Source organism: Aristophania sp. ESL1142, from assembly GCF_058107345.1.
This window is the reverse complement of the sequence record NZ_JBYLUH010000001.1, coordinates 1,391,766-1,408,762: the sequence shown is the minus strand read 5'-3', so window position 1 is coordinate 1,408,762 and position 16,997 is coordinate 1,391,766. Positions and strand designations below refer to the sequence as shown.

General features: G+C 45.5%; 16 protein-coding genes. 3 read left to right on the top strand and 13 right to left on the bottom strand.

Going from position 1 to position 16,997, the window contains the following annotated elements:
- The first annotated feature begins 56 nt into the window (after window positions 1-56).
- Both AC3B6P_RS06605 and AC3B6P_RS06600 read left to right on the top strand, forming a co-directional pair.
- The gene (locus tag AC3B6P_RS06605) at window positions 57-866 is read left to right on the top strand and encodes an inositol monophosphatase family protein (RefSeq protein WP_489805300.1); all 810 of its coding nucleotides are present in this window, start codon (window positions 57-59) and stop codon (window positions 864-866) included.
- Window positions 867-885: 19 nt separating this feature from the next.
- Complete coding sequence (locus tag AC3B6P_RS06600) at window positions 886-1,737, top strand: lipid-binding SYLF domain-containing protein (RefSeq protein WP_489805299.1); 852 nt, start codon at window positions 886-888, stop codon at window positions 1,735-1,737.
- An 8-nt stretch (window positions 1,738-1,745) separates the two neighbouring features.
- Here the strand turns inward: AC3B6P_RS06600 and mltG are convergent, their stop codons facing one another.
- The 8 genes from mltG to AC3B6P_RS06560 all read right to left on the bottom strand — a co-directional run bounded on the left by mltG (window position 1,746) and on the right by AC3B6P_RS06560 (window position 10,240).
- Window positions 1,746-2,822, bottom strand: a complete 1,077-nt coding sequence (gene mltG, locus AC3B6P_RS06595; RefSeq protein WP_489805298.1) for an endolytic transglycosylase MltG — start codon at window positions 2,820-2,822, stop codon at window positions 1,746-1,748.
- A 40-nt stretch (window positions 2,823-2,862) separates the two neighbouring features.
- Window positions 2,863-4,155 carry a beta-ketoacyl-ACP synthase II gene (gene fabF / locus AC3B6P_RS06590; RefSeq protein WP_489805297.1) on the bottom strand — a complete coding sequence of 431 codons (1,293 nt, stop codon included), beginning with the start codon at window positions 4,153-4,155 and terminating at the stop codon, window positions 2,863-2,865.
- A gap of 102 nt (window positions 4,156-4,257) precedes the next feature.
- Window positions 4,258-4,500 (bottom strand): acyl carrier protein, encoded by a 243-nt coding sequence (locus AC3B6P_RS06585; protein WP_489805296.1) that lies wholly within the window; start codon window positions 4,498-4,500, stop codon window positions 4,258-4,260.
- 158 nt (window positions 4,501-4,658) lie between these two features.
- Window positions 4,659-5,402, bottom strand: coding sequence for a 3-oxoacyl-[acyl-carrier-protein] reductase (gene fabG, locus AC3B6P_RS06580; protein WP_489805295.1), 744 nt, complete (start codon window positions 5,400-5,402; stop codon window positions 4,659-4,661).
- Window positions 5,403-5,414: 12 nt separating this feature from the next.
- On the bottom strand, window positions 5,415-6,359 hold the full coding sequence (gene fabD, locus AC3B6P_RS06575; RefSeq protein ID WP_489805294.1) for an ACP S-malonyltransferase: 945 nt from the start codon (window positions 6,357-6,359) through the stop codon (window positions 5,415-5,417).
- 42 nt (window positions 6,360-6,401) lie between these two features.
- Window positions 6,402-7,127 (bottom strand): glycine betaine ABC transporter substrate-binding protein, encoded by a 726-nt coding sequence (locus AC3B6P_RS06570; RefSeq protein ID WP_489805293.1) that lies wholly within the window; start codon window positions 7,125-7,127, stop codon window positions 6,402-6,404.
- 136 nt (window positions 7,128-7,263) lie between these two features.
- Window positions 7,264-9,381 carry a M13 family metallopeptidase gene (locus tag AC3B6P_RS06565; protein WP_489805292.1) on the bottom strand — a complete coding sequence of 706 codons (2,118 nt, stop codon included), beginning with the start codon at window positions 9,379-9,381 and terminating at the stop codon, window positions 7,264-7,266.
- A gap of 31 nt (window positions 9,382-9,412) precedes the next feature.
- Window positions 9,413-10,240 carry an acyl-ACP desaturase gene (locus AC3B6P_RS06560; RefSeq protein WP_489805291.1) on the bottom strand — a complete coding sequence of 276 codons (828 nt, stop codon included), beginning with the start codon at window positions 10,238-10,240 and terminating at the stop codon, window positions 9,413-9,415.
- 120 nt (window positions 10,241-10,360) lie between these two features.
- Between AC3B6P_RS06560 and bioB the strand changes: the two genes are divergently transcribed.
- Window positions 10,361-11,362, top strand: coding sequence for a biotin synthase BioB (gene bioB, locus AC3B6P_RS06555; protein WP_489805290.1), 1,002 nt, complete (start codon window positions 10,361-10,363; stop codon window positions 11,360-11,362).
- Window positions 11,363-11,411: 49 nt separating this feature from the next.
- Here the strand turns inward: bioB and AC3B6P_RS06550 are convergent, their stop codons facing one another.
- From AC3B6P_RS06550 to AC3B6P_RS06530, 5 genes are read right to left on the bottom strand one after another with little or no spacing between them, the layout of a single operon-like run.
- Window positions 11,412-12,182 carry a hypothetical protein gene (locus AC3B6P_RS06550; RefSeq protein WP_489805289.1) on the bottom strand — a complete coding sequence of 257 codons (771 nt, stop codon included), beginning with the start codon at window positions 12,180-12,182 and terminating at the stop codon, window positions 11,412-11,414.
- Window positions 12,179-13,135 carry an MlaD family protein gene (locus tag AC3B6P_RS06545; protein WP_489805288.1) on the bottom strand — a complete coding sequence of 319 codons (957 nt, stop codon included), beginning with the start codon at window positions 13,133-13,135 and terminating at the stop codon, window positions 12,179-12,181. The genes AC3B6P_RS06550 and AC3B6P_RS06545 overlap by 4 nt, the downstream gene beginning before the upstream one ends.
- Window positions 13,135-13,851 (bottom strand): P-loop NTPase family protein, encoded by a 717-nt coding sequence (locus AC3B6P_RS06540; protein ID WP_489805287.1) that lies wholly within the window; start codon window positions 13,849-13,851, stop codon window positions 13,135-13,137. The genes AC3B6P_RS06545 and AC3B6P_RS06540 overlap by 1 nt, the downstream gene beginning before the upstream one ends.
- Window positions 13,852-13,860: 9 nt before the next feature.
- On the bottom strand, window positions 13,861-14,670 hold the full coding sequence (locus AC3B6P_RS06535; RefSeq protein ID WP_489805286.1) for an MlaE family ABC transporter permease: 810 nt from the start codon (window positions 14,668-14,670) through the stop codon (window positions 13,861-13,863).
- Window positions 14,667-16,976 (bottom strand): adenylate/guanylate cyclase domain-containing protein, encoded by a 2,310-nt coding sequence (locus AC3B6P_RS06530; RefSeq protein WP_489805285.1) that lies wholly within the window; start codon window positions 16,974-16,976, stop codon window positions 14,667-14,669. The genes AC3B6P_RS06535 and AC3B6P_RS06530 overlap by 4 nt, the downstream gene beginning before the upstream one ends.
- Window positions 16,977-16,997: the final 21 nt, after the last annotated feature.

Here is a 16,997-nt window from a genome sequence, read left to right as displayed (position 1 = left end):
ACTCTAAACAGTTTCATCTGTGACTATAACATTTTAGTAAATAAAACGGAAAATAAATGAAAAACATCCCATCAAGAGAAGAAGGAGAAATTACGCTTCGCTTCTACGCTGCTAAAGCGATCGTTGAAGAAGCTGCTGCGCTCGCATTATCCATGCGTCCCCTACCAGGCGAGTCTTCTGCTTCTCTAAAAGGGCATCAGGATTATGTCACAGAAGCTGATCGTGCAGTTGAAGCAATGATTTCACAACGTCTTGCAGCTATTTTCCCGGAAGATGGCTTTATTGGAGAAGAGCAAGGGGAACAGGCTCAGGGAACTTACAGGTGGGTATTGGACCCCATTGATGGTACTTCAAATTTTGCTCGCGGGCGCAACCGGTGGTGTATCTCCCTCGGTCTTATGAAAAATGAGCATCCTGTCGCTGGCATTATTAATGCTCCTGCCCTCAAAGAGGTCTTTACAGCCATTGAGGGAAAAGGAGCTTATTTAAATGGTCAACCCATTCAAGCTGCCAGAAGCACTGACCTTAATAAATCCATGGTCGAAATAGGCTGGTCTCCATTTGTACCCCTGGAATGGTGGCAAGAAAAAACGACTGCCCTTTTAAACCTTGGCTCTATGCCACGCTCTCTTGGGTCTGGTGCGTTGGCCCTAGCCGATGTTGCCTGTGGGCGTTCTGATGGTTACCTTGAAAAAGTCATTTTTATCTGGGATGTTGCAGCAGCATTAATCATTCTCAAGGAAGCAGGGGCACGCGTCTCTCCTTTTATCAAGATGGGAGGACTGAAAAAGAAAACAACGATTCTGGCTTCAGCACCAGAAATTGCCGAAAAACTTTCGCAAGCTTTTGACGTTAAACTTGTATAATATAAAGGCATTTGCCGACATGCCAGCTGTGGAGATCACGAACTTGGACCGTTTTTCCTGTTTTCAAAAAACCTCTTTCCTTCTTATTGCCGGGCTTCCTCTTTTATCTGCATGCTCTTCCTCAGAAGATACGACGACAGCTGCCCAACAGCAGATCCTGGTTGATCAGGCTACTGTTACTGTCCAGAGCATGTTTGGAAAAACCAAATCCTCATCAGCGATTCATTCTTATCTGAAGCGTTCAAAAGCTGTTATGATCTGTCCTTCCATCGTCCATATGTCCGTGGTCTTTGGAGGTTCTGGAGGCAAATGCGTCTTACTCAGTAAAGACGCCCGCAATTCATGGTCAGATCCTGCATTCTATAGCCTGAGTGCAGGTTCATTCGGCCTACAGCTTGGTTATCAAAGCTCTCAGATTATCTTCTTTATCATGACCCAGAAAGGCATTCAGGTTTTACTGGATCATCAGTTCAAGTTTGACGCTAATGCTGGCGCCTCATTTACAAGTCTGAGCAGTAGTGCTCTGGCAGGCGGCACAAGTGCAACTCATAGTGACATTTATGCAGTACAAAGTGCTAATGGTGTTTTTGCAGGAGCCGCCCTTGGAGGCAGTAAACTTGCCGTCGATAGTGCCGCCAACCACTCTTATTATGGCCAGATTGTCGGGCCTGAAGATATTATCATCAATATGCGCGTAAATAACACAGCCGCAGACCCTTTACGGCGTATTTTGATGAATCCAGGCTCAAACGATTCTGCTCCTGATGAAAGTAAAACCAGCACTCAGGATAATCAAAATAATACACATATGGAAAATGGCAAAAAGCTGGATTCCAACGCTGATGATATTTCCAGCGAAGATATTAAATAGGTTTGAATTTATTGGGGAGATGCATTCAGGACACGGCGATATGCTTTAATATGCTGTGTCTGCTCCCCAAGTGTTCGGGCAAAATTGTGCCCTCCCTGACCAGTCGCGACGAAATAAAGCTCGTCACCTTCTGCCGGATGGGCTGCAGCTTCAAGCGAGCTCAAACCAGGGCTACAAATAGGACCAGGGGGTAGTCCTGTGATCTGATACGTATTATAGGGATTATCGATCTGTAAATCGGCATGAGTTAACGGATGATCTAAATTATTTTTCCCACCTGTCAGTGCGTAAATAACAGTAGGATCAGTCTGTAATTTCATCCCCTTTCTCAAACGATTTAAAAAAACACGCGCAACACGCGGTCTTTCTGCCTCGATTGAGGTCTCACGCTCTATCAAAGATGCCAGAACAACCAGCTCCTGAGGTGTCTTGACAAGTCCTTCAAGAGCTCCCTTGTCACGATTATTCCAGACTTTCTGTAGCGTAACAGACATAAGATCCTGCATCCGTTTCAGCAAAACGGAGCGCTTTGTCCCCCTTTGATAGGAAAAGGTCTGCGGAAAGACCGTCCCTTCAGTCATTGAGGGTAATATCCCTTCCAGAAAAGGTGTTTCTTGAAAAACTTTCTCAATCTGAGACGCTGTCAGCCCTTCAGCAATCGTGATATTATGTGACACCGCTTTCCCATGACGTAAGATTTCAAGGCTGTGAGCAATAGAAACACGTTGCGGAAAGGAAAACTCCGCTGCCTGAAGTACGCCTTCCCGAGCCGTGATCTTCACGACCAACTGGAAAAAGAAAGAAGAGATCCTGCCTGAGCTAAGAATCCCATTCTCTTGCAAAACTGTAGCGACTTTTTTCACCCCACCATGTGGGATCATGACAAATTTACTCTCAGATAACGGGCCTGGGTCAGTATAATGCCCATAACCTGCCATAAGAGTAGAGATAATAAAAAAAACAAAAGCAAACAGGACATAGCTCGGCCTCAAAAACCGTCTGAGAGACCGTCTTTTTCCCAGAACCTCCTGCTTGCTCTGAGATTCTTCGTTCGTATCAGTTTCATGGGAAGGTGATGAAACCATTACAGGCTACACCTCCTTCCTGGCATTGCCTCTAATAACCTCAAGGAACGAAACGTTTTAGCACGATACTTGCGTTCGTACCCCCAAAACCAAAACTGTTAGATAATGCAACGTCAATCTTGCGCTGTTGCGCTTCATGAGCCACACGGTCAATCACACTTTCAGTCTGCGGATTATCTAAATTCAATGTAGGAGGCGCGACACCATCACGAATTGCCTGTAGGCAGAAAATTGCCTCTACCGCTCCAGCAGCCCCCAATAAATGCCCAATGGCAGATTTTGTGGAGGACATTGCAAGCTTACGGGCACTATCACCAAAAAGACGCTCAGTTGCTTCAAGCTCAAGATCATCGGCCATTGTCGAAGTACCATGAGCATTGACATATTGAACATCAGCAGGAGTGACGCGCGCATCTTTCAGGGCAGCAACCATGGCTCTATAAGCACCTTGGTGCCCTTCTGCCGGAGCTGTGATGTGATAAGCGTCACCAGAGAGGCCATACCCCCCTATTTCACCGTAAATTTTAGCACCGCGTTTGCGGGCATGCTCATATTCCTCAAGAACAACAACACCAGCGCCCTCTCCCATGACAAATCCGTCACGATCTTTATCCCATGGGCGGGAAGCTTTTTGCGGTGTGTCATTGAAACCTGTTGAAAGCGCACGCGCTGAGCAAAAACCAGCAATACCCAAAGCGCAGATCGCTGCCTCAGCACCACCGGCAATCATAACATCGGCGTCGCCATGCTGTATCAAGCGAGAAGCATCACCAATAGCATGCACACCTGTTGCACAAGCTGTTACAACAGCATGGTTTGGACCCTTAAAACCATAACGGATGGATAAGTGTCCAGAAATCAAATTAATCAACGAAGAAGGAATAAAAAATGGCGAAAGACGTCTGGCCTTCCCGCTTGAAACAGTCAGCGATCCTTCATAAATCGTTTGCAGGCCGCCAATTCCAGAACCGATCATGACGCCAGTGGCGCAACGATCTTCTTCACCTTCAGGCTTCCACCCGGAATCCTCAACAGCTTGTATGGCTGCTGCAAGACCAAGATGGATAAAACGGTCCATCTTTTTCTGATCCTTAACAGGCACCCAGTCAGAAAGAGTCAGACCACCTTCAGCTGTAGGACCATCAGGCACCTGTCCTGCAATTTTTGCAGGCAGGTCTGAAGGGCTGTCAGGATCAAAATGCGTAATACGGTCTATACCCGAACGAGACTCAATAAGACGTTTCCAAGTAAGTTCAGCCCCAACAGCGAGAGGGCTTACGACCCCTATACCTGTGACAACAACACGTTTCTTATTTGTATCAGCCCCGCTCATCAACGCACCATCTCACTCATCTAATAATAACGGAGCCCATTATATAAGGAGGACTCCGCTGGTAAGCTCAAAGGGAACCAGGTCCCCGATCCCCTTTAAAAATCAAGCAGCTTTCTGCTTGCTGATATAATCAATCGCATCGGCAACTGTAGCAATTTTCTCAGCTGCATCTTCAGGAATCTCGACAGAGAAAGCTTCTTCAAAAGCCATAACCAGTTCAACGGTATCAAGGCTGTCTGCACCAAGGTCATCAATGAATGAAGCCTCAGGTGTAACTTTACTTTCTTCTACGCCGAGATGTTCTACGACGATTTTCTTAACTTTATCAGCAATTTCGTTGCTCATTTGCCTTTTATCCTTCTACCCTCAAAGGGCTCTAAGAAAAACTCTGTCCGCTATCGATTTGTCAATGATAGCATATCGCTGCGTGACAGACCAATAAAGTGACCCATCAGACAAAGCTGCACGCGCTTAGCATGCTTTGCCCTTCAAAGCCAAGTTTTTCAGACCATCGCCATGCCACCATTGACATGGAGTGTGGTACCGGTAACCCATCCAGCTTCATCTGAAGCAAGATAAAGTACCGCTGAAGCTATATCCTCAGGGGCTCCCATACGCCCCAGGGGAATTGAACCTAAAAGTTTCTGTTTCACCGAATCAGGAAGGACTTCCGTCATCGGTGTTTCAACAAAGCCGGGGGCTACGACATTTACCGTCACACCCCTTGATCCTGCCTCCTGTGCCAAAGCCTTACTCATACCAATAAGCCCTGCTTTAGCCGCAACATAGTTTGCCTGTCCAGGGTTTCCTGTCACACCAACAATAGAGGAAATGGAAATAATCCGCCCGGAACGGCGGCGGAGCATCCCCTTGAGCGCAGAACGTGCCAAACGGAAAGGGCTTTCAAGATCCAGCGCGATAACATCCGCCCAATCTTTATCTTTCATGCGAATAGCCAGAGTATCACGCGTTAAACCAGCATTATTAACCAGAATATCGAGAGGCTGACCAACAAGCTCCTCAGCGCGTTCAATCAATTTATCAGACTGTTCTGCTTCAGAAAGATTAGCTGTCAGACAAAAAACACGCTCACCACCAAGTGATTGAGCAAGCTCTTCTAAAACTGACTCTCTCGTCCCCGTCACAACAACACTAGCACCCTGAGCGTGCAATGTACGGGCGATAGCAGCTCCGATACCTCCTGTAGCGCCTGTCACCAGAGCGAGTTTACCGGAAAGTGAAAACATGGTCGTCATTCCTCAGAGTGTCTTTAACATTGCTTCAATTTCTGCAGGATTTCCTGCAAAATCCGCAATCAAATCAGGGGCGACCCGACGACCCAAACCCGTCAAAACCTTTCCTGCCCCTAATTCATGCTGATGTGTTATACCAAATTCTGCAAAATGTAACACTGTTTCACGCCATCTAACTTGCCCTGTCACCTGGTCAATCAGATTTTTACGGAAGGCTTCCGCCTCACGTGTTGGCCGAACTGTAACATTTGGGAACACATCAATCTGGGCATCATTGAGCACGGTATCAGCGAGAGCCTCCGCCATTTCCTGCGCTGCCGGTGCCATCATGGATGAATGGAATGGAGCCGAAACAGGGAGTTTCACAGCCCGTTTTACACCTACGTCCTTAGCGAGAATAATCACTCTATCAATAGCATCCATAGAGCCGGAAACGACGATCTGCCCACCTCCATTATCATTGGCCAGTTCAAGGATGCCGTCCCATGCAGCTGCCTGGCAAAGTTCGCGTGCTTTTGCAGGCTCAACCCCAATCAGCGCTGCCATTCCCCCCTGTCCTGCTGGAACAGCACGCTGCATGGCCTGACCTCTCAAACGAAGCAAACGTGCTCCATCTACCAGACTTAAGACACCTGCAGCAGCCAGAGCCGAATATTCACCAAGCGAATGACCCGCAACACAGTCTGCCTTATCTGCAAGAGAGAAATTTCCCTCACACTCCATCACACGGACAACCGCAAGTGACATGGCAAAGAGTGCAGGCTGGGCATTCTCAGTGGCTGTCAGCTCCCCAGCATCTCCTTCAAACATAATATGAGACAGGTTCTGACCCAGTGCATCATCAATTTCTTGAAAGACTTCTCTGGCAACAGGAAAGGCTTTGTAAAGTTCCAATCCCATACCAACAAATTGACTTCCCTGCCCCGGAAAAACAAAAGCGTGACGTGACATGCAGTTCCTTGCCTTAAAAGTTTAAAATAACAAAAATTTCTTCTAACGTCCGATCAAACGGCCTCTCTGCCATGCCTCAGCAGCACTCTCTGGATCATTCCCATCGATAGAAACAGCATAATCCAACGCATTCATGACGCGATTACCCAGCATCATACCGGCAAGTTCGTCATAGAGATCTTCATCTATTTCCTCGCGCAAACCTGGGCGCAGAATAAATTGTGCTTTGAGGGCATTTCCCAAAAGTCCTTCATCATCGGCTATAATCTGTACCAGATCTGTATGAAAGACCGCATGAGGCTGCCATGTAACGATCAGTGGATTGTCGCCTATATCCTTTGCTTTCAGTATATGCTGGAATAAAGCGGCTTCTCCCACAATTTCAAGTGGCAACCCCTTCAGATCGCTCCGCTTACTGCATACTGACTGCATTAGATCTTCAACATCATCAGTTGCAATAATTTTGGAAAAATTATTCCCGTGGCAGGAGGGGGGAGCTTTTTCCCCCACTATGGAAGCAAAAACGGCTTGAGGGCGATAAATATCGCCAATAACCTCACATCCCTCAATCAATATATTTTCATCGCGTGGCATCCATGCTGAAACAAGCAAATCTATCTCTGCAGTTTCAAAAGCTTCCTTCCGCTCATCTACTCCCAGATCAACATAAGATACATCGACACCATGAGCCTCTATAATCCGGGCTACTGCACTGGCACATGCGCCATGAAGGGCCGTATATAAATGCCCAATTGAAAGATGGGACATAAAAGCCGCCTCTCCTAACAATAAACAATGAACAGGCCATAAACGCCCCGTCCCTTTTTGTGAAGCCTTCCTGTGATTTTTCAGCTCACTTAACCGTAACGGATAAGCTTCACATTCTCTTTATACCACTTCAAAGTTACCAGATCGTCACACGTTCTTCCGGCGGTAAGTAAAGTTTCTGTCCAGATATGACACCAAATGAAGTGTACCAGTCCCCTACATTCCGCACGGGTATATTGACACGCATTACAGCAGGAGAGTGCTCATTGGAGATCACCTGGCGACGAAGTGCATCAGGGCGATCCTTCTCTCTCCAGACCTGTGCCCAGCCAAGGAAAACCCTTTGCACTCCGGTCAAGCCGTATTTCATTTCCACATCATGCTGATGGCCTGAATCCTTATAAGCTTGGAGCGCCAGATTCAGCCCGCCTAAATCAGCAATATTTTCTCCCATTGTCATGGTCGGATTAACATGCAGCCCTGGCAAGATTTCAGGTTCTGCATATTCTTTTCCCAAACGCTGTGCCAAATGATCAAAAGCATCAGAGGAAGCCTTGCTCCACCAGTCATGCAAACGACCTTTCTCGTCATAATGACGACCCTGATCGTCAAAACCATGACTCATTTCATGGCCAATAACGCCCCCGATTGCACCATAATTAACGGCCACATCCCCCTTCGGGTCAAAAAATGGCGGCTGTAAAATAGCGGCTGGGAAAACAACCTCATTCATCGTCGGATTATTATAGGCATTGACTGTCTGCGGTGTCATATCCCATTCTTCACGGTCGACTGGCCGATCCAGACGGTCAAGACGATGTTTCCAGTTAAAGGCTGAAGCTCTTACCGCATTGCCATAAACATCATCTTTCTGGACAATGAGCGTACTATAATCCCACCATTTTGAAGGGTAGCCCACTTTTACATTAAAGCGGTCGAGCTTGTTTAATGCGGCTTTTCTGGTGCTTTCATCCATCCAGTGATTTTGTTCCAGACGGGTTTTGAAAGCTTTTTTCAAATCATCAACCAGAGAGGTAATCTGCGTTTTAGCCTCTTCGGGAAAGTAATGCTGTACGTAAACGCGCCCTAAAGCCCATCCCATCGCTTGATTGACAACCCTTACGGCCCTTTTCCATCTGGCTGGCTCTTCCTTAACACCGAGAAGCGTCTTTCCGTTAAACCCGAAGGAGGCTTTTGAAAAATCCTGTGAAAGATAAGGGGCCGCATTATCAATCAGATGGAAGGCAAGCCATGCCTTAAGTGTTGGAAGATCCGTATGCGCCAGGACGCGACTCATGGCGATAATCGCTTCTGGTTCCCGAACATCAATCTCACGCATATCAAGATATTTTGCGGGGATATGCATCTCTGTCAGCATCATATCCCAATCAAAATCAGGAGCCAGCTGTTTTAATTTCCCCACTGTCATTGGGTTGAAAGTTTTCAGAGGGTCACGTGTCTGGTCGCGAGGCAACTCCACCTTCGCAAGATTTGTTTCAAGCACCACAATAGCATCTGCACTGGCAGCAGGATTTTCCCATCCAGCAAGAGTGAGCATATGGGTAATATATTCCTGATAAGCCTTTTTCTTATCCTGAAGTTTCGGATCCGTATAATAAGAAATATCCGGCAGCCCCAATCCCCCACTAACGCCAATGCTCATGCCCTGGTCGACAAGCAACATATAGCGGCTGGGGTCGCGTTGATCCTGCTCTATATCAACAACGAATGTGCTGAACATCATTGAATGTACAGACTGGCCAAATACTTTGGCAATATCACGTTGGGATGTGAGTGATTTTAAATAATCCAGATCTTTCTGAAGCGGTTTTGCTCCAAGCCTGTCCACAGTTCCCTGATCTATAAAGCCTGCATAATAAAGCCCAAGCTTTCCCGTTTCACTATGCTCATCAGAGCCTGTTTTAGAGATCTGCTCCAATAATGTTCTCTGACGGGCCAAGGATAATTCTGCCAGAATATGGAATGCACCATAACTGCTCATATCATCAGGAATCTTTAAATGATCGACATAATTACCATTAGCAAACTGGTAAAAATCATCACCTGGTTTCACCGTTAAATTCATACCATGTTGGTCAAATCCCCAACCATTTTGATATGGCTTTACAATATCCACCGTTTGAGCTCCATTCGTTGCAGCCTGTGCCAGAGATACAGAAAGTGAAAATCCGGCCCCCAAAGCCAAAAAACTGCAATTATATTTCAAACCACGCATAAAACGCGAGAAACTCATCAGATTACTCCGAAATAATAAAAGGAATTACTTAGGCACGAAGACCAATTTTTCGGGCATAGGCTTTTTGTTGCCATTTCATGAGATGAAAAGCGATATGTGCAATCAGCTTCTGTACTTTTGAATAAGGCGTAATACCTGACGTCTTGAAAATCATCGCCGTAACGCGATCCAGATGTTTTTGCTGATAAAATTTCATTGCCCTGCTCATATAAGAAGCGATACAGCGCTTATGGTCATAAGGAAGTGTCGAGGCGTCATTGGTAATATAATAAGCTGTAGCTAGCTCGTCGTCTTCACTTTCCATTACACGACTTAAGGCAATTTTTAAGCGTGTCCACTTGCCGAGTTTCTCACGCTCCAGGTAACGATGCATATGGTCATAAAATAATTTAAAGTGACGATATTCATCTGCTGCAATCTGCTTGCATAACGCTTTTAAAACCGGCTCATCCGTTGCATCAGCTAAGGATGTATAAAATGAAGAAGTTCCTGTTTCCACCATACAACGAGCAATCAGTTCACCTGTGCGGGAACCGCGGATTGAAGCTGAAACATCGGTATCAATCCGGTAAGCATCGCGATAGCGTTCAAAAGCCTCTTTGTAATTCCATTCAGGATCTGCGAGCATGGCCCATTTCCCCAGGGCGTCACCATGCTGCACTTCCTCTTCTGCCCAATTTTCTGCAATCTGGCTGAATACGGGATCACCAACAAAAACATGTTTGAGATAGTCTGTATAATCACGGGCATTACGCTCTACCACAGAGGCCGCTTTGATTAACGGGAGGATGTCTGGATTCACTTTAGAAGGGTCAAAACCCTCCCAGTTCATCTGATCTATACGCCAGTGTTTCATATATCGCCCTCGCTTAAAGTGACAAAAGATGCAGCTCTTTTCTTCTTAGCATAGAGTTTCGGGTGACATGATACATCAATTTTGGGTAAGTGTAGGCACTCAAATGGAGACAATCTTTTCATGACTGACAATTCCCCTGCTTTATCCACTTCAAAAACGCCTCTTCGCCATGACTGGCAGCGCAATGAAGTAGCAGCTTTGCTTGCTCTACCTTTCCCCGAGTTGATTTACAGAGCACAGACGATTCACCGCCAGTATTTCGACCCCACGAAAATCCAAATTTCCACACTGCTTTCAATCAAGTCAGGAGGATGCCCAGAAGATTGCGCTTACTGCCCCCAAAGCGCACATCACGAAAAATCCGTCGAGCGTGAAGCTCTACTCCCCTTAGAGAGGGTTATCAGAGAAGCAAAAGCAGCAAAAGCCTCTGGTGCTGAACGATTCTGCATGGGGGCTGCCTGGAAAGCTCCTAAAGACCGTGACCTTGATCCAGTGTGTGAAATGGTAAAAGCCGTCAAGGATTTAGGGCTTGAAACCTGCCTGACTATCGGAATGCTAACACAGGCCCAATCAGACCGACTCAAAGAGGCTGGCCTGGATTATTACAATCATAATCTTGATACATCCGAAGAGTTTTACGGTTCTATTATCTCAACCCGCACTTATCAGGATCGTCTAGATACGCTTTCTCATGTAAGAAATTCGGGGATCAATGTCTGTTGCGGTGGCATTATCGGTATGGGCGAAGATGATTCTGACCGTGTCGGCCTGTTAATGACATTAGCAAACCTGCCCAAGCATCCTGAAAGCGTACCCATCAATCTTCTTGTACGCGTAGAAGGAACACCTTTGGAGAACCACGAAGCGATTGATATTATTAGCTTTGTTCGCGTCATTGCCACCGCACGCATTTTAATGCCTGCCAGCCATGTACGCCTCGCAGCCGGCCGTGAAAGTATGTCAGAATCAGATCACGCACTCTGTTTTCTTGCTGGTGCCAATTCTATCTTTTGGGGAGAGAAACTCCTAACAACGCCAAACCCGGTTAAAAACAAGGATCAGAAACTACTTGATCTCCTTGGAATGACGGCCACAGTACCATCCTGCCAGGTACAGGCATAAAATATACGTTCCCCTCATCAATCCAAATCATCGATGAGGGGAGTAAAAATTATTGAATCTCTTCATCCTGAGCAAGGCTGTCCTTGATCTGCTGACGAATACGCTCAGCATCCATTTTCATTCCATTCCCGCTATAGGCCTGTGCTTCCAGCTCCAAAGCACGCCTCATGGCAGGATTATCGCCATTTTCCCGACGAGAAATAACGAGGCTCTGAGCATCTAACAGTGCAGGCTGCCATTGGTTTTGAGACAAGAACAAGAGTGTCTCCAATTCCAGAAGGTTTGCCTTATTTCTTTCCTTATCAGCATGCTGCAATTTCTGGATAGACAACAACAAAAGAGCATTATCTTTTAAAGAAGCCGCGTTATAACCCTCAAAAGCAACAGCTTCCTCATAAATATCTCTGTCTGGAGAAGATTGTGCCTTCCGCGCTTCCTGTAATGAATGATTGTAATCTTTAACCCGATAGAAGGCAGCAGCTTTTATCAGATGCAAATCATCATTTTGAGCATAATTTCTATTTTCTAGGGCGCCTAATATCTTATCTACTGTTTTCAGAGCATCGGTAACGTGATTCTGCCGCACCTGCGTAGTGGCCAGATTAAATCCTGCATCATGAATTGCCTGAGCATCATTTACCAAAAACGCTCTATCCAAAGCCTGCCGATATTTAAACTCCGCCTGAGCTACCCGACCATTTCCCATAACAGTTTTCGCGACCACCATATCATTGGTATAGTCTTGGTCCTCCCAAACTGTTTTATGACTCGAACAACCAGCAAGAAGTAAAGAGAGACCAAAAAAAACTATACGCTTCATGGACGCACCTCTTTTGCTGGCAAACGGTGTTTAACCTGTTCCTTACCGCTTCCACCAAACAGCCAGAATGAACGTAATTGATCCATAAGTTTTCTCAAACTTGTAGCACTTGCCTCTGCCTCAATAATCAGGCTTGGCAAATCATCAGACATAAGAGCCGTATTATGTATGACTTTTTTCACATCAGGCGTTGAGTTTTTTAATTCTCCAGATATCTGATGGATGTTCTTCACAGTTCCATGCGCTTCCGTGAGAGTGGAATGTATTTGTTGTTCGATTGGCTGTATATCATTAATGGCGTCATTCAATGTGCCTAGTAGCATATTGGCCCGGTCATAAATTTCACGCTGCGTCACAAAAGCACCTAGCGTTCCCTTTCCAGCTCTCATATCCTTGACCAAACCATCAATTTGCTCAGTAATAGACTGAACATTCGTCATGGCAGGAACAAGACGCGCCCTTAACTCACTAACAATCTGGGTAATCTGATCAGCGGGGTTTGCTTCAACTTTTGCATTAAGAACAGCATAAGACCAATCAAGGTTTTCATGATAGCCTCTTGTCATCTCAATATAGCTGGCTCCGGCTACCACAAAACGCCGTCTAATTGTTGCCGTACTGTCTTTACGGATAAAGCGCTGAAATTGTGGCTCTATGGTACCCTCTGCGTACATCCGCCCGGAGGCATTAAGCTCCAAGGCTCTGATCTCACCTGCACGGACGCCCATTACTTCAATGTCATTTCCAACAGCCAGGCCAGCCACACCACTCTGAGGCAAAACAAAATGAATTTTTAACGAAGGCGAAAGCCATTGTCGTAAAAGACCAGTTTCAATCACTGCCGCAGCGAATAAAACCATGGCGGCAAGGACGAGTAACCCCACCCATTCATCAGCATAGCGGTTACGAAATAAAGGTCTGGCTGTATCAGATTCTCGACGCAGATGGAGCATTACATACCTCTCATTGTCATAAGACCACTATCACTCAGGCGAAATTTTTGCATATTATCCTGCTCATAATCCCTCCATGATAATGAATTGGATGATATCCACACTATGGCACATCCCCGTTCACGAGCAGATGTCAGCTCACTCAAAAAGGCATTATAAAGTTCGTCTGGTTCCGACAGAACCGGTTCTTCCAGCAACATTAAAGCCGGATGTCCTATAAAGGCACGAACATATTCGGCACGGCGCTTATCAATAGGTGTCAAATGTGAGGGCAGTTCAGTTGGTAAACCCGGCAAACCAAAACGCATTGACAGTCTTACTGCCTCATCAATGAGCGTATCAAGCTTGGTCCTGGAATGATAAAGCCTTGCCCATAGAATATTCATTTGCATGGAATAAAGTTCTAACCATTCTTCCCCATGATAGATCCGACCAATATAGCCTCTAAGAGCTGAAGCTCGACGATCTTCAAGATCCTTCCAATCCAACCCTAGGCAACGGGCCCTTCCTTCACCAATTGGCACAAGTCCTGAACAGAGATCAGTAAAAGCTGCGGCCTGATGTTTATCCCTACATTGAATGAGAGCACATTCACCCGCGTTAAGTGAAAAATTATATCGCCCGTAAGAGAGTCCTTCTCCTTCGTAAATCGGACGCGCATTGTTCAATTCCAGTACAGGACCGAAGAATTTGACCAGTGAAGAGCTGTCAAGCATAGTGAGCGCCTAAAAAATCATATCTAAAATGACATTAATTGCCATAACGGACATGATCCCTCTGGAAAATCCCTTAGGTAAAATGGTCGTAAGATCATCCTCGCTGTTTATATCCAACCCTGAGAGACAACAGCTAAGACCAACGGCAAAGCCACTTAAAAGGAACTTTAAAGGAATACTGATATAATCTTCCGGGTGGACGGAGCTGATAACCTGAAACATGAATGTCCAGATTGGCATCGTAACGATATTTTCCACCCAGCATACAAAATACCCCATCGTCAAGGCAATCAGACTAAATACGATACCCAACGTAAAACCACTTAATGTCATTGCAAGGCTTCGAGGTAATAAAAGCGCTATAAATGGATCTATACCCTGTCCATTCAAAACACGTAATTGCCTCTGAAGGGTCATATTTCCCAAATCCGTTACAATGAGCATACCTGAGCGCCCAAGAAGAATAATCCCCACCAAAACCGGAGCAATCTCACGAACCAGCACCGTGGAAAGAATACTGCCAGTCATTTGCGCCATACCCGCAAAACCAAGCCAGTATACAGCTTGCGCAACAATTCCAAAGCCGGTCAAAACAGCAACGACTAAAGCACTAACAAACCCGCCTCCCGTCATTTGACGTAAATTTCGCCAGAATTCAATCTGAACAGAACGACGCCAGGTAACAGGTTGCACTGCCTGACACAGAACGCCCCAAGCAGATCCAATCATAATCAGCATAAAGCGTGGCTGACTGCGCGCTAAATACCCAATAGTCGCCAGAGAACGCTGAACAAGCAAAAACCTATCAGAAAATCTCATCGACGACCTGCCATGATGTAACTACGCGCAACACCTTTGCCAGGAAGATAAAAATCTCCCCTTGGCCTGAACAGAAAATATCCTCTCAGGATCGCATATGCCTGCTCAGAAACCTGGATCTGTCCCCCATCTGGCGCATTATGAGCCATGAGATCAGCTGTATTTAACGCGGCCCCCCAGACATTAAATACTGAAGGACTATCACCAATATGCGCCGCCATGAGGGGACCGACATCAATTCCGATCCTGAACATCATCTTTGTAGAAAGACCAGAAATTATATTCAGACAAATTTCACGGATATTGATTGCTACATCAGCCAGACGCAATACACTAGCCATGTCCTGCTTCTGCTGGCAACTTCCCAAAAAAATCACCCTATTACCAGCAACTTGCATCGAAAACAGCTCAGCTTTCCGGGCAATGCTCTGAATCTGTCCTGTCAGCTCATTAATGAGATCCAGATTATGCTGAGCTGTCTCCTCCTGTGTTGCATAAGTTTCAAGAAACTCAAGGACCATAATAGGTACAAAAGGATAAAGCCCATCTTTAATTGGTCCATCTTCCTGATGTTCTGGATCCAATAAAAATCCTGTTTCAGACTGGAATATTTGTTTTATATCTATTTTCGATGCTTCTTCAAAACTTTGCGTTTCTTCAGGAAGTGAGTCCTCCATCTTTTTATTTCTCTGCAAGAAACGCAGTGCTTCAATGGAAGAAACTAGTGCAACGATCCGTTCCAAACCTTCGTGCTGAGTGGGGTCTTCGATTAGAATAACGCCAACCGGATTATGTTGCTCCAAAATAGGAACCAGAAATAAATGTTTTGCGTCTATATTACGCATAAAAACACGGTGTAAGGTCTTAAATCTTTCATCTTCCTCTGCATTAGGGACGTCGATTAACTGCGCATCATGCAGACATTCAAAAAGACCAGGATAAACATGTTTTGAAAGCTCCATTCCTGAACCATGTGCATCATGTTGGCGGTCGAACATGTCCTCGCATATCAGACGCTCCCCATCAGGTAACAAACGCCATATACTTGCTCGTTTAGCTCTGCCTCTTTCTGTCATCACCTCAGTCATGACAGGTATTTCCTTATCAGGGTCCAGTAAAGCTGGTGTGTTGGCTATTTTAAGCAGTCCCGCACTTTCTGCCTTTATCTTTTCGCGTCCCTTTTTCAGAGTCTTCTGATAATGGATTACCCTGCGGCCCTGATAAATCAATCCTATTGCCAAAAAGCAGGAGAGAATAATAACAACAAATGAGAAATAAATATTCTGTTTTTGAACTTTACGCGCAAAACTTGAAAAATCGCTTGCAGGGGCATTAAGAAGTAAAACCCATGACTTCTTAGCAACAGTCATCGCCGAAGCGATTGTAACAAACCGCTTGCCCTTAACTTCCACAAGTCCGGCACCATCGCCCTTAATTCTAAAAATATTTAGCGTACGGAGGAAAACAGGCTGCGTTGCTTCATCCAGTTGAACTTTTGAAGCGTCAAATCCAGGTTGGTCTATTCTCGCCATATTCTGACCGGCAATAACATGACCATTTACGTCCACAATTATAGCACGACCACTTTTACCAACCTTTAAGCCATTAACAAAATTCGTAAGCTCATTGAGTGAAATATTGATAGCAAAAACCATCCGGCGCCCATCTACGGTCTTAAAAGCTGAGGACGCTGTAATAATAAACTGATTTGTTGAAAGATAAGGATATGGTTCACGCCAGAATATATTTTTCTGCCCTGGCTTGTTCATTCGTTTTATCGCACCTTGATACCAATCATGTTCACGAGGATCATAATGGGAATCAGTGTTAAGAGTATCTTTGCTGATAGAGCGTCCCTCAACATCTGTGACATTATGTGCAAACGAATTATGGTTTTTGATACTCTGATACGTCGTTTCCTCGTAATTCCCCTCACGCTTTGCCATCATCCAAAAATGTCCTTCATCGTCAGCCAGATAAAAACTGGCCACCTGAGGAACATTTTTTAAAATTGACCGCCCCAGAAGCATGAAATTTGCGACATTTTGATCAATATTCTCACTATTAAGGATATCCCTTGCCACTATGGACGAAGATCGAGCAGGAGAAAGATAATTTGTAACTTCTTGAGTGATATAACGCTGATCACTCAAAAGCAGGCTTCTTGAAAGCTCTATGGCACCATCCCGCGTTGTGCGGAAATTATGCAGTGACACAATAATAATAGCACCAATCACCAGGATTACACTCAGTATAGGAATCAGGAACTGAGCGATTCGCCAGCGTCGATTAGACGGACTGGACATGGGATTGACGATTTCCTCTGC